General features: G+C 72.8%; 3 protein-coding genes (1 of these 3 only partly in view). All 3 read right to left on the minus strand.

Annotation, left to right across the window (positions count from 1 at the left end; genetic code table 11):
• Window positions 1-13,340 carry the 5' portion of a type I polyketide synthase gene (locus tag QSK18_RS11135; protein ID WP_285618518.1) on the minus strand. It extends 14,176 nt beyond the left edge of the window, so 13,340 of the gene's 27,516 nt are visible here — the first part of the coding sequence; its start codon is at window positions 13,338-13,340; its stop codon lies off the left edge, out of view.
• Window positions 13,341-13,446: 106 nt separating this feature from the next.
• Window positions 13,447-13,647, minus strand: coding sequence for a ferredoxin (locus tag QSK18_RS11140; RefSeq protein WP_232810497.1), 201 nt, complete (start codon window positions 13,645-13,647; stop codon window positions 13,447-13,449).
• Window positions 13,648-13,669: 22 nt separating this feature from the next.
• Window positions 13,670-14,335, minus strand: a complete 666-nt coding sequence (locus tag QSK18_RS11145) for an O-methyltransferase (protein WP_232810496.1) — start codon at window positions 14,333-14,335, stop codon at window positions 13,670-13,672.
• Window positions 14,336-14,350 lie beyond the last annotated feature (15 nt).

A 14,350-nucleotide genomic window follows, 5' to 3' on the forward strand; every position in this document is an offset into this window, starting at 1 on the left:
CGGTCCAGGATCTCCGGGTCGAGCAGATCGGCCAGGTGCCGGGCGCCGTCGACCTTGGCCGCAAGCACCGCGGCGAACTCTTCGGGGGTGGTCTCGGCCAGCGGACGCAGTTCGATCTGGGCGGCAGCGTGCACGGCGGTGCGCACCGCCCGGCCCTCGCCGGCCAGGTGCTGCAGCAGCCGGGCCACGGCGTCGCGGTCGCTGACGTCGCAGGCGACCACCTCGGCCCGGGCGCCGGCCCGGGTCAGGTCGGCCACCAGGTCGGCAGCACCAGGCGCCTGGTCGCCGCGGCGGCTGGTGAGCACGATGTCGGTGGCGCCGAGACCGGCCAGCCAGCGGGCCACGTGCGGGGCGATGGTCCCGGTGCCGCCGGTGATCAGTACCGTGCCCTGCGGCGTCCACTCAGGCGCCGCGCTGCGGGGTGACGGAGCAGCCACCAGACGCCGGGCCAGCAGCCCACCCGGTCGCACGGCCAGCTGGTCCTCGCCCGAGCTCCCACCCAGGGCCGCCGCCAACGAACGCGCGGTTCTGGGGCCCAGATCGGCGGGCAGGTCGATCAGCCCGCCCCAACGCTGAGGATGCTCCAGGGCCGCGGTCCGCCCCAGCCCCAGGATCTGCGCCTGTTCGGGCGCGGTGAGCAGGTCGTTGCGCCCGGTGCTGACCGCGCCCTGAGTGAGACACCACAGCGGCGCGTCCAGGCTCAGATCGCCCAGTGCCTGCACCAGGCCGAGGGTTGCGGCCAGACCGTGCGGCGCGAGTCCCAGCACCGACACCACTGCCCGCAGGTCCAGTGCCTGGTCGGCCAGGGCTTCGGCGACCGCGGCCCGGCCGGTCTGTTCCGGGCCGATCGGCACCAGGCGGACAGTGGCTCCGTGATCGCGCAGCGCGGCTTCGACTGCGTCGGCCACCGCGCAGTCTTCGGCGGAGCGCACCAGCAGCCAGTTCCCTTCGAGGGGGCGCAGGTCCTCGGCGAGCGGACGCCAGACCTCCCGGTAGCGCCACGACTCGGTGAGCGAGCGTTCCCCGGCGGCGCGCCGCCAGCCGGACAGGGCCGGAAGCACCGCGGCCAGTGCGTCCGGTTCCACGTCCAGCCCGGCCGTCAGCTCGTCCAGGTCGGCCCGCTCGACTGCGGACCAGAACCGCTCGCTGTCCGGATCGGCTGCCGCAGCATTCTTCTCGACCGGCAGCGCCCAGTAGCTCTCGTGCTGGAAGGCGTAGGTGGGCAGGTCGATGCGCTGCCCGGCCGGCAGCACGGTGTTCCAGTCAACGGGCAGGCCCCGAACCCAGGCCTCGGCCAGAGTGGTCAGCACCCGGGTCTGGTCGTCCTGGTCCCGTCGCAGGGTCCCGAGCACCACGGTCGGCACGTCCACATTCGTCGGGCCGTCCTCCAGGGTCGCCTGGATGCCGACGGTCAGTACCGGGTGCGGGCTGATCTCGACGAAGGCGTGGTGACCGCCGTCCAGCAGCGAGCGCACGGCCGGTTCGAGCTGCACCGGCGAGCGCAGGTTCTGGTACCAGTAACGAGCGTCCAGCTCCGTGCCGTCGAGCCACTGCCCGGTCACGGTGGAGAGCATCGCGATCTCGGTCCGACCCGGCCGGACCCGCGAAAGTGCTCTCTGCAGCGAATCTTCCAGGGCCTCGACCTGGGCCGAGTGCGAGGCGTAGTCCACCGCGATCCGCCGGGCCCGCACCTGCTGCCCGGCCAGCTCGGCCAGCAGTTCGTCCATCGGCTCCACGTCGCCGGAGACCACCACCGACGCCGGGCCGTTGACGGCCGCCACCGAGAGCCGGCCGCCCCAGGCCGTCAGGCGCTCCTGCACCTGAGCCACCGGCAACTGCACCGACGCCATGGCTCCGGCCCCGGCCAGCGTCGCCGCGATGGCCTGACTGCGCCGGGCCACCACCCGGGCCGCGTCGTCCAGGCTCAGGGCCCCGGCCACGCAGGCGGCCGCGATCTCCCCCTGCGAGTGGCCGATCACGGCGTCCGGCTGCACGCCGTGCGAGCGCCACAGCGCCGCCAGCGACACCATCACCGCGAACGAACTGCACTGCACCACGTCCACGCGTTCCAGGGCCGGGGCCTGCGGCGCACCCCGCAGCACGTCCAGCACTGAGAAGTCCACGTACTGGGCCAGGGCGAGCGAACACTCGGCCAGGCGCTCGGCGAACACCGGCGACGCGTCCAGGAGCCGGGCCCCCATCCCGACCCACTGCGCGCCCTGGCCGGGGAAGACGAACACGACCCGGCCCGAGACGTCCGCAATTCCCTCCACGACCCCAGCTGAAGGCGCCGCCTCAGCGACCGCCCGCAACCCCGTCCAAAGCTCTTCCCGCTCACCGGCGACCACCACGGCCCGGTGCTCGTGGCGAGCCCGCGCCGTGGCCAGCGACCAGGCCAGGTCGGGGCGTTCGACGCCGGGGACGACCGCGGCCAGCCGGCCCGCGTTGGCCCGCACGGCCGGCCGCCCTCGACCCGAGATCAGGAACGGCAGGACGCCCGGTTCTGGCGCCTCGTCCGCCACACCGGTGTCGGCTGGGCTCTGTTCCAGGACGACGTGGGCGTTGGTCCCGCTGATCCCGAACGACGACACCGCAGCCCGCCGCGGGCGACCGGTCACCGGCCAGTCCTGTTCATCGGTGAGCAGGTGCACCGCTGCGTCGGCCCAGCGCACCCGCGAGGACGGCTCGCTGACGTGCAGGGTGCGCGGCAGCCGAGCGTGCTGCAGCGCCTGGACCATCTTGATCACGCTGGCCACCCCGGCGGCCGACTGGGTGTGCCCGATGTTGGACTTGACCGAGCCCACCCGCAGCGGCTGCCGCCGATCCGGCCCGTAGGCGGCCTGCAGGGCCTGCACCTCGATCGGGTCGCCCAGCGCCGTTCCGGTGCCGTGCGCGTCCACCGCGTCCACCTCGGCAGCGGTGAGTCCGGCGGCGGTCAGGGCGTCGCGGATGACCTGTTCCTGGGCCGGGCCGTTGGGCGCGGTCAGGCCGTTGGAGGCTCCGTCCTGGTTGACCGCCGATCCCCGCACCACCGCCAGTACCTGGTGGCCATTGCGCTGGGCGTCGGACAGCCGCTCGACCAGCAGCAGGCCGACCCCTTCGGCGAGGGCCATGCCGTCGGCGCCCTCGGCGAAGGCCTTGCACCGGCCGTCGGCGGCCAGGGCCCGCTGCCGGCTGAACGCCACGAACGCGGCCGGGGTCGTCATCACCGTGACCCCGCCGGCCAGCGCCAGCGTGCTCTCCCCGCTGCGCAGCGACTGCACGGCCAGGTGCAGCGCCACCAGCGACGACGAGCAGGCGGTGTCGACCATGACCGCCGGCCCGCGCAGCCCGAGGGCGTAGGACAGACGACCCGCCAGCACGCTGGGCAGGGTGCCGGTGACCAGATGACCTTCGGCGCCCTCACCCGCCCCGGCGCCGTACTCCTGGGCGCTGGAACCGACGAACACGCCGGTCCGGCTGCCCCGCAGCGCATCGGGGTCCAGACCGGCCCGTTCCAGAGTCTCCCAGGCGGTCTCCAGCAGCAGACGCTGCTGCGGGTCCATCGCCTGCGCCTCACGGGGCGAGATCCCGAAGAAGGCGGCGTCGAACTGGTCGGCCTCGTGCAGGAATCCGCCTTCGAGCGTGTACGTGTGCCCGCTGCGGTCCGGATCCGGGTCGTACAGCGCCTCCGGGTCCCAGCCGCGTCCGGCCGGGAAGCCCGAGATGGCGTCGCCGCCCTCGAGCACCAGATCCCACAGGTCTTCCGGGGATGCGACGCCGCCGGGCAGGCGGCAGGCCATCCCGACGATGGCGATCGGCTCCTGCGAGGCGGTGGCCGGACCGGAGGCGATCGGTGTCCGGGCCCGGCCGTTGAGCCGCGACTGCAGGAACTGCACCAGGTCGGCCGGGTTCGGGTGGTCGAAGACCAGCGTCGTGGGCAGGTCCAGACCGGTGACCGAGACCAGACGCTGGCGTAGCTCGACCGCGGTGAGCGAGTCGAAGCCCAGTTCCTGGAACGCTTTCCGCTCCCCGACCGCGGCGCCGGAGCTGTGCCCGAGCACGGCGGCCACCTCACTGCGCACCAGATCCAGCAGAGTGCGGCGGCGTTCGGACTCGCTCATGGTGCTCAGACGCTCGGCCCACTCACCCGTGGGGGCGCTCTCGGCCGGGGCCTGCAGTTCGCTGAAGAACGCGGACGGCCGTCCCGAGGTGTAGACCGGCAGGAACCGGTCCCATTCGACGTCCGCGACGACCACCTGCGGCTGCCCGGAGGAGATGGCGCGGCCTAGTTCGGCCACCGCCTCGTCGGGCGGCAGCAGGCCCAGGCCCCGCCGCCGGATCTGCTGGGCGAAGACGTCGTCGGCCGCCAGCCCTTCTCCGCCCCAGGCTCCCCAGGCGATCGAGGTGGCCGGCAAGCCGCGGGCGTGACGGTCGGCGGCCAGCGCGTCGAGCGCGGCGTTGGCCGCCACGTACGCGCCCTGCCCGGCTCCGCCCCAGACCCCGGCCACCGATCCGAACAGCACGAAGAACTGAAGGGCCCGGTCGGCCAGCAGTTCGTCGAGATGCCGGGCGCCGTCCACCTTGGCCTGCACGATCTCGGCGAAACGGTCCGGGGACATCCCGGCCAGCGGCTCGTCGGCCTGTCCCAGCCCGGCGGCATGGATCACCGCATCAACCGGATGCTCGGCCAGAACTGCGGCCAGCGCCTGCCGGTTGCTCAGGTCGCAGGCCACCACCTCGACCTGGACACCGTTCCCGCTCAGCTCGGCGGCAAAATCCACGGCACCCGGCGCCTGCGGGCCCCGGCGGGACAGCAGCACCAGTTTCTGCGCCCCGCGGGCAGCCAGCCAGCGCGCCACCTGGCGGCCCAGGGCACCGGTTCCGCCGGTCACCAGCACCGTGCCGGAGACGGTGAAGTCGGACGCGGCCGGAGCCGGGTCGGCCTTGCGCAGCCGGCGGCCCTCGGTCTTTTGCTCGGTGATCCGGAACTGGTCCTCCTCACCACCGCGGTGCAGGGCGGCGACCAGCCGGGTGGCGACGGCCTCGGTCAGCGGGCCGGTCAGGTCGATCTGCCCGCCCCAGCTGCGCGGGCCTTCGAGCCCGGCCACCCGGCCCAGCCCGGCCACTTGGGCGGCTGTGGGATCGGTGGTCGCCCGCCTGGTCACCAACCACAAGGGGACGTCCTCGAGGCCGGCCACGTGTCGGCTTACCAGATCGAGGGTCGGGGCCACCGGGTCCTCGCCCAGCCCGTGCAGCGAAAGTATCCCGTCGGCCGCCTCAGCAACCGTCGTGAGCTGCGCTCCGGTCGTCGCGAAAGCAGCTTCCAGAAGGGCTATTTCCTCGGGTGGCACTTGGTCCGCACCCAGCACGGCCCAGGTCTTCCCAGTGGCGTCGGTCAACCCGGCCTCGGACAGTTGGGCCCACCCGACCTGGTAGCGGCGCGTGTCGCTGACCACGTCACGCTGCCGCCAGGCCGCCAGCGCGTTCAGCATGTCGGTGGCGGCGGCCAGGTCGGACAGATTCAGCAGGGCCTGCAGCCGGGCTGCATCACCCTCGTCCACCGCTGCCCACAGCGGACCGTCCTGCCCCGAGGCCGACGCCTGCGGCCAGAAAGTCTGATGCTGAAAGGCGTAGGTCGGCAATGCCTCGTCCGGTCGACGGACCGGAACGAGCGCCGTCCAGTCCACGGTGACGCCCCGGGTGTGCAGGCGGGCCAGCGCGGAGAGGGCCGCCGTGGTCTCGTCCCGGTCCTTGCGCAGTAGCGGCACCAGCAGGGCATCGGCGGGCAGGCTGTCCTGCGCCAGGCCGGTCAGCACGCCGTCGGGGCCCAGCTCGAGCAGGCCCTGCACGCCGGATTCGGCCAAGGCCCGCACCCCGTCGGCGAATCGGACGGCCACTCGAACATGACGGACCCAGTAGTCCGGGTCGCCCCACTCGGCCTCGGTGGCCAGTTGTCCGGTGACGTTCGAGATGAGCGGAATCCGGGGCTCATGGAAGGTGAGACCCGCTGCCACGTGGCGGAAAGCGTCCATCATCGGTTCCATCAGCGCCGAGTGGAACGCGTGCGAGACCGAAAGTCGGCGGCGGCGCGGGAACTGGGCCGTGAACTCGAGCACTGCCGATTCGTCGCCGGAAAGTACCACGGAAGAGGGCCCGTTGACCGCTGCCAGGCTGACTCCGGTTGGCAGCTCACCCAGCTCACCCTCGCTCACCGGGAGAGCCACCATCGCCCCACCCTTGGGCAGTGCCTGCATCAACTCGGCGCGCGCTCGCACCAGCACGGCCGCATCGGGCAGTGAGAGCACTCCGGCCACGTGGGCCGCCGCGATCTCGCCCACCGAGTGCCCGATCAGCGCCGCCGGCCGCACCCCCCACGACCTGACCAGAGCGAACAGGGCGACCTCGAGGGCGAAGAGCGCGGGCTGGGTGGTCCCGGTGCGATCCAGTTGCTCGGCATCCGCCAGCGCCCGGCGATCCAGTCCGACCGCGGTCAGGGCCTCGTCCAGAGCCTGCGCGAAGACCGGGAACTGTTCGTACAGGCCAAGTCCCATACCTGCACGCTGAGCACCTTGGCCGCTGAAGGCGAAGGCGATGCGCGGGGCCGGGCCCTCGGCCGGGCCGGTGATCAGGTGGGGTGAAGCCTGCCCGGCGATGAGGTTCTGCAGCGCCCCGATCGCCGTGTGGCCTTGGTCGGCCAGGATCACGGCCCGGTGTTCCAGGTCGGCACGGGTGGTCACCAGCGCATGGGCGATGTCGGTCGGCTGGGCGCCGGTGCGGTCGAGATACGCGGCCAGTCGGGCCGCCTGGGAGCGGAGTGCGGGCTCGGTGTGGGCCGAAACCAGCAGAGGGACGATCGGCCCAGGTCCGGTGACGGTGGCGGGCTCGGTGGCTTCGACGGACGGAACCGGTGCGCTGGGCGCCTCCAGCACGACATGGGCATTCGTGCCGCTGATCCCGAAGGACGAGACTGCGGCCCGGCGCGGACGGCCGGCCTCGGGCCAGAGTTCCTCCCGGGCCAGCAACTGCACGGCCCCGTCGTTCCAGTCCACCTTGCCCGAGGGCTGCCCGGCGTGCAGACTGCGCGGCAGCACACCGTGCCGCATGGCCAGAACCATCTTGATCACCCCGGCCACCCCGGCCGCGGCCTGGGTGTGCCCAAGGTTCGACTTGACCGACCCCAGCCACAGCGGCCGCTCGGCCGGCCGCTCCTGACCGTAGGTGGCCAGCAGCGCCTGGGCCTCGATCGGGTCTCCGAGGGTGGTGCCGGTGCCGTGCCCGTCCACGGCGTCCACGTCGCTCGGAGTCAGGCCCGCCGCGGTGAGCGCCTGACGGATGACGCGTTGCTGGGAGGGACCGTTGGGCGCGGTCAGGCCGTTGGAGGCGCCGTCCTGGTTCACCGCCGATCCGCGCAGGACGGCCAGTACCTCGTGACCGTTGCGCTCGGCGTCCGAAAGCCGCTCCAGCACGAGCATGCCCACACCCTCGGACCAGCCCACGCCGTCCGCGTCGTCGGCGAACGACCGGCACCGTCCGTCCGGGGACAGCCCGCGCTGCCTGGAGAACTCCACGAAGGCGCCGGGGGTGGCCATCACCGTCACCCCGCCCGCCAGGGCGAGCGAGCACTCGCCGGTGCGCAGCGCCTGGGCGGCCAGGTGCAGGGCGACCAGGGACGAGGAACAGGCGGTGTCCACCGTGACGGCCGGGCCCTCCAGACCCAGCGCATACGAGATCCGCCCCGAAGCGACACTCCCGGCGCTTCCGGTTCCCCGGTAGCCCTCGAACTCCGCGCCGGTCAACAGGTTCGCGTAGTCGCTGTACATGACTCCGGCGAACACCCCGGTCCGGCTGCCCCGCAACGCCGCCGGATTCATGCCGGCGCGTTCCAGCGCCTCCCAGGACGTTTCCAGCAGCAACCGTTGCTGCGCGTCCGTGGCGAATGCCTCGCGCGGGCTGAGCCCGAAGAACTCCGCATCGAAACCACCGGCATCGGCGAGGAAACCACCGTGGCGGGTGTAGGACGTCCCTGATTGGTCGGGATCCGGATGGTAGAGGGCGGCCAGGTCCCAGCCTCGGTCGGCCGGGAACGGACCGATTCCCTCCCGCCCGTCGCGCAGCAGCTGCCACAGGTCCTCGGGCGACTGCACCCCACCTGGGTACCGGCAGGCCATGCCCACCAGCACCACTGGATCCTCCGGCGAATCGGTCTTCGCCGCGGTGGAAATCACTTCCGGGTGTTCGTCCAGCAGTTCGGCAAGAAGGAACTCGGCCAGGCCGGTGGGCGTCGGGTAGTCGAAGACGACGGTGACCGGCAGCTTCAGGCCGGTGGTGGTGCCCAGCCGGTTGCGCAGCTCGACCGCGGTCAGAGAGTCGAAGCCCAGGTCACGGAACTCGCGGCGCGGATCGACCCCGGCCGACGAGGCGTGCCCGAGCACGGTGACCACCTCGGCCCTTACCAGCTCGACCAGGTACGACTGCCGGTCCGCGGCCTCGATCCGGGCCAGCTTGCGGGCGAGAGAGCCGTCGCCTCCGCGAGCTGAGGAGGCCGGCGCGCGGCGGGTGGAGCGGACCAGTGCGCGCAGGGCTGCGGGCACGGCTCCGGAGCTGCGGAAGGCGGCCAGATCCAGCCTCGCCGCGGTGATCGCGGCGGATTGCCCACGCAGTGCCGCGTCGAGCAGGGCCAGCCCTTGGGTCTCGCCGAGGGCCGGAGTTCCTGCCCGCGCCAGACGTTCTCGGTCTTTCATGGTCAGGGTGCCGGCCATCCCTGCGTCCGCGGCCCACGGGCCCCAGGCGAGAGTCAGGGCCGGAAGTCCGTTGGCTCTGCGGTGCTGGGCGAGGGCGTCGAGGAAGGCGTTGGCGGCCGAGTAGCCGGCCTGGCCGGGTGCTCCGAGCACCCCGGCCAGCGACCCGAAGAGCACGAACGCCTGCAGGTTCAGGTCACGGGTCAGTTCGTGCAGGTTCCAGGCCCCGTCGACCTTGGGACGCAGCACCGCGGCCAGCCGCTCGGGGTTCTGGCCGGTCAGGACCCCGTCGTCGAGAACGCCTGCGGTGTGGACCACAGCGGTCAGCGGGTGTTGCGGTGGAACAGTTTTCAGGACAGCGGCCAGCTGGGCGCGGTCGGCGACGTCGCAGGGGACGATGGACACCTCAGCACCCAGCGCGGATAGCTCTTCGCGCAGTGCTTCGGCCCTGGGGGCCTGGGCGCCGCGTCGGCTGGTCAGCAGCAGGCGGCGCACACCGTGAGCGGTCACCAGGTGCCGGGCCGTCAGTGCGCCCAGGCCGCCGGTGCCGCCGGTGATCAGCACGGTTCCCTCGGTGGGCCAGGCCGGCACCTGGTCGGTCAGGACCGCTCCCGCCGCCTGATCTGCCTGGCCTGCCTGGCCCGCCTGGCCCGCCTGATCCCGCGAGGCGGTGAGCCGCACCAGCCGGGGAGCCAGCAGCGCACCCGACCGGACCGCCACCTGCGGTTCGTCACTGGCCAGCACAGCGGCCCACGGCACCTCGGTACCCGGCACCGCATCCACCAGCACGATCCGGCCGGGATGCTCAGCCTGGGCGGTACGTACCAGACCGGCCACCGCGGCACCCGCCAGGTCCCGCACCGCCTCCTCACCCGAGACCGCCACCGCGCCCCTGGTGAGCACGGCCAACCGGGCATCATCAGGCTGTTCGCCCGCCAGCCAGTCCTGCAGACCGGCCAGCACCTGGGCGCCCGCGGCGTGGACCGAGGCAACCACATCGTCACCCGGCCCGGCCGTGGTGATCACGTGCAGAGTGTCCGACTCCGGCACAGACCCGTTCTGCGGCAGCGTGGCCCAGCTGGTCTCGAACAGCGCATCCCGCACGACCGGGTCCTGCCCAGCCGTCAGCGCAGACGCCTCCCGCAGCACCAGCCCTTCGACCGTCAGCACCGGGTTCCCGGCGACGTCGAGGGCCAGTAGGTCGATGTTGTCCGGGCCGGTGCGCCTCAGCCGGACCTGTAGCTCCCGAGCACCCGCGGACCAGAGCACCACGTTGTTCCAGGAAAAGGGCAGGCGTCCGCCCGGAACGGGCTCCAGCCCGGCCCACGGGGTGGCTTGCAGGGCAGCGTCGAGCAGCGCCGGGTGCACTCCGTAGGCGCTGGCACCGGTCAACTGGGCCGGCAGCTCGACCTGCGCGAAGACCTCACCTTCGCCGACCCACACCGCTCGCAGCCCGGTGAAGGCCTCGCCGTAGGTGACGCCCAGCCCGGCCAACTGCTGCTCGATCTCGCCGGGGTCCACGGACCGGGCCTGCGGCGGTGGCCAGGTAGCCTCGGCATCGGGCGCCGGGCCACTGTCCGACAGCAGAGCGCCGGTCGCGTGGCGGGTCCAGGGCACGTCCTCGCCCTCGGCCGGGCGGGACCAGATGTCCAGCCCACGACGGCCGGACCCGTCCGGCGGGCCTACGGACACCTGTAGGGCCAGGGCGTCCTGCTCGGGGAACACCAAGGGCTCGAGCACGGTCAGCTCGGACACCTGACGGCAGCCGGTCTGGTCGCCGGCCCGGACCGCCAGTTCGAGGAAGGCAGTCGCTGGCAGGACCGCGGTTCCGGCGATCCGGTGCTCGGCCAGCCACGGGTGGCTGCTCAGGCCGACGCGGCCGACCAGCAGCACGCCGTCGGAGTCGGCCAGCCGCACGGCCGCTCCGACCAGGGGGTGGTCGGCATCGGTCAGGCCCAGCCCGCGGGCGTCCGCGTTCCACCCGGCCAGCGGCCAGAAGCGTTCCCGCTGGAAGGCATAGGTGGGCAAGGCGGTCGGGCGGGCGGGCGGCAGGACCTGGTCCCAGTCCAGCTCGACACCGTTCACGTGCAGGTGGGCCAGGGCCTGCAGCGCGGCCTCCGGTTCGTCCTGCCCCGAGCGCAGCAGTGCGACGGCCGGGGCCTCGGGCCAGGTCTCCTGCACCATGGCGGTGGCGATCCCGTCCGGGCCGAACTCCAGGAACGTCCCTTCGCCACCTTGGACGGCCTGGGTGACGGCATCGGCGAAACGCACCGGGGCAACGACGTGTCGCGCCCAGTGGTCCGGGTCGCTCAGGTCGGCGTCGGCCTGCACCGAGGACTCGACCCGAAAGTGCGGTTCGGCGAAGGTGAGTTCGCCGAGAAGGTGCGTGAACTCGTCCATCATCGGCGCCATCAGAGGCGAATGGAACGCGTGCGAGACCCGCAGACGGCGGGTGCGCGCGAACTGGCTCGCAATCCGCAGCACCTCGGCCTCGGCACCGGAGAGCACGACGGACTGCGGGCCGTTGACGGCAGCCACCGACACACGGTCGGCGACCGGCGCGATCAGGGGCGCCACCTCGTCCTCAGTTGCCTGTACCGCCACCATCGCGCCGCCCACGGGCAGCGCCTGCATCAGGCGGGCCCGGGCGGACACCAGGCGGCAGGCATCGGCCAGTGACAGGACACCGGCCACGTGGGCCGCCGCGATCTCCCCGACCGAGTGCCCCACCAGCACGTCCGGTCGCAGCCCCCACGACTCGGCGAGACGGAACGCGGCCACCTGCAATGCGAACAGCACCGGCTGGGCGTCGCCGGTCCGGGCGAGGTCACCGTCGGCGAGCTCCTGCAGGGGCAGGCCCATCTGCTGTTCGATCTCGTCCCAGGCCTGGGCGAAGACCGGGAATCGCCGGTACAGCCCGGCGCCCATGCCCGGCCGCTGCCCGCCCTGGCCGGAGAACACCGCGACCAGGGCCTGCTCGCGCGCGCGGCCCTGTACCAGACCGGGGGTCGAGTCGCCCGAGGCCAGGGCGGCCAGGCCGGCGGCCAGCTCGGCCGGCTCGGTAGCCGTCACCGCCGCCCGGAACTCGAACGAGGTCCGGGACGTGGCGGCGGCCCGCGCCACGGCGGCGACCGTGACGTCCTCGCCCACGACGTGGCTGGCCCAGCGCGCGGCCTGTGCCCGTAGCGCCTGTGTCGACCGGGCCGCGACGAGTACCGGAAGCGGCTGTCCAGTGCGGGCTTCCGGGAGTGCAGCCGGGGTTCGCGCAGGGGCTTCCTCGATCACGACGTGGGCGTTGGTGCCCGAGATGCCGAACGAGGAGATGCCGGCCCGACGCGGCTGCTCGGACCGCTCCCAGGGCACCGGCCGGTGGAGCAGCCGGACGTTGCCGGCGTTCCAGTCCACGTGGCTGGAGGGGGTCTGCGAGTGCAGGCTCGCGGGCAGTTCGCCGTGCTGCAGAGCCATGATCATCTTGATCACACCGGCCACGCCGGCCGCGGCCTGGGTGTGACCGATGTTCGACTTCACCGAGCCCAGCCACAGCGGACGTTCCTCGGGCCGGTCCGCGCCGTAGGTGGCCAGCAGGGCCTGGGCCTCGATCGGGTCACCCAGAGTGGTTCCGGTGCCGTGACCTTCGACCGCGTCGACGTCGGCCGGGGTCAGCCCGCTGTCGGCCAGGGCAGCCCGGATGACCTGTCGCTGCGACGGGCCGTTAGGGGCGGTCAGGCCGTTGGACGCGCCGTCCTGGTTGACCGCAGTGCCGCGCAGCACGGCCAGCACCGGGTGGCCGTTGCGTTCGGCGTCGGAAAGCCGTTCCAGCAGAAGCACACCGACGCCCTCGGCCCAGCCCACGCCGGCCGCGTCGTCGGAGTAGGAGCGGCAGCGCCCGTCCGGGGCCAGTCCCCCGGTGCGGCCGAAGTGCACGAAGCCGGCCGGCGTGGACATCACCGTCACGCCCCCGGCCAGGGCCAGTGAGGTCTCCCCGGCGCGCAGGGAGCGGGCCGCCAGGTGCAGCGCCACCAGCGAGGAGGAGCAGGCCGTGTCCACGGTGACGGCCGGGCCCTCCAGCCCCAGCAGGTAGGACAGCCGCCCGGTGAGGATGCTGTTGGAGGTGCCGGTCAGGCCGAAGGCGTCGAAGTCGACCGGCAGGATGTCGCCGTAGTCGGGTGACATGGCGCCCATGAAGACGCCGGTACGACTGCCGCGCAGGGTCCGCGGGTCGAGGCCGGCCCGTTCGACCGCCTCCCACGTGGTTTCCAGCAGCAGCCGCTGCTGCGGGTCCATGCCCAGCGCCTCACGGGGCGAGACACCGAAGAACGACGCGTCGAAATCGGCGGCCTCGGCCAGGAATCCACCGCGGTCGCAGCCGGCCAGGCGCAGTCGGGCCGGGTCCCAGCCCCGGTCGGGCGGGACCGGGCCGATCGCGTCCACTCCGCCGGAGACCAACTGCCACAGGTCCTCGGGGCTGCGCACCCCGCCCGGGTAGTGGCAGCTCATCCCGATCACCGCCAGCGGCTCCCGGGTGCTCTCCTCCAGTTCCCGGACCCGGGTGCGGCTGCGGCGCAGGTCGACGGTCGCGCGCCGGAGGTAGTCGCGGAGTTTGGCCTCGTTGTCGTCCACGTCAGATCAACCCATCCGTGCTAGTTCGTCGGCGCGTCGGTCCTTACCCGGATCACTCCGGTCCCGCAGTGGCTCAGCTCTGGCTGAGCCCTGGCTCAGCTCTGGCTCAGCCCTGCTCGATCAGCGCGAGGGCCCGGGCGGGACAGAGCCGGACCGCCTGGCGGGCAACGCTTTCGTGCTCCGGCGGTGGTCGGTGGGCGAGGGTGACCACGATGCCCTCGTCGTCCTGGTCGAACAGCGCGGGCGCGATCATTGCGCACTGCCCGGCGCCCACGCAGGCGTCCCGGTCGGCCTGGATGTCCGGCATCGTCACTCTCCCGTCCGCTGCTTCACCGGCGACGGCGGATCAGGGTGATCCCGTCGGCCATCGGCAGCAGCGAGATGTCCACGCGCTCGTCGTCCAGCAGCGCCTGGTTGAACCCGCGCACCGCGACCGTGTCCGGGTCGTCGTGGCCCGGGTCGAACACCCGGCCGAAGAACAGCGTGTTGTCCACCACGATCAGCCCGGCCTTGCTGACGAGACGCAACGCGGCCTCGTAGTAGGCGGGGTAGCCGGACTTGTCCGCGTCGATGAAGATCAGGTCGAAACCACCCCGACCGTAGTCGTTCTCCACTTCCTGCAAGCTCACGGCGGCGTCCCCGAAGCGTTCCTCGATCCGGTCCGCCACTCCCGCCCGCTGCCAGGCCGGGCGGGCGATGGGCGCCCAGCGGTCGGTGATGTCGCAGGTCACCACCCGGCCCCCCGGAGACAGCGCGCGGGCCAGGCACAGCGTGCTGTAGCCGGTGAAGGTGCCGATCTCCAGCAGCATGCGGGCCGGGGTCAGCCCGGCCAGCAGCCCCAGCAACTGCCCCTCCTCGGGCGGCACCTGCATGGCCTCGCCCCAGGGCAGCTCGGCGGTGGTCTGTCGCAGGTCGCGCAGCACCTCGTCCTCCCGCAGGGACACCGCCCTCAGGTAGCCGGTCAGCTCGGCCCCGGTCGCCAACTGCTCGGCCACGGCTCCCACCTCGTC

Source organism: Kineosporia sp. NBRC 101677, assembly GCF_030269265.1.
Classification (GTDB): Bacteria; Actinomycetota; Actinomycetes; order Actinomycetales; family Kineosporiaceae; genus Kineosporia; species Kineosporia rhizophila.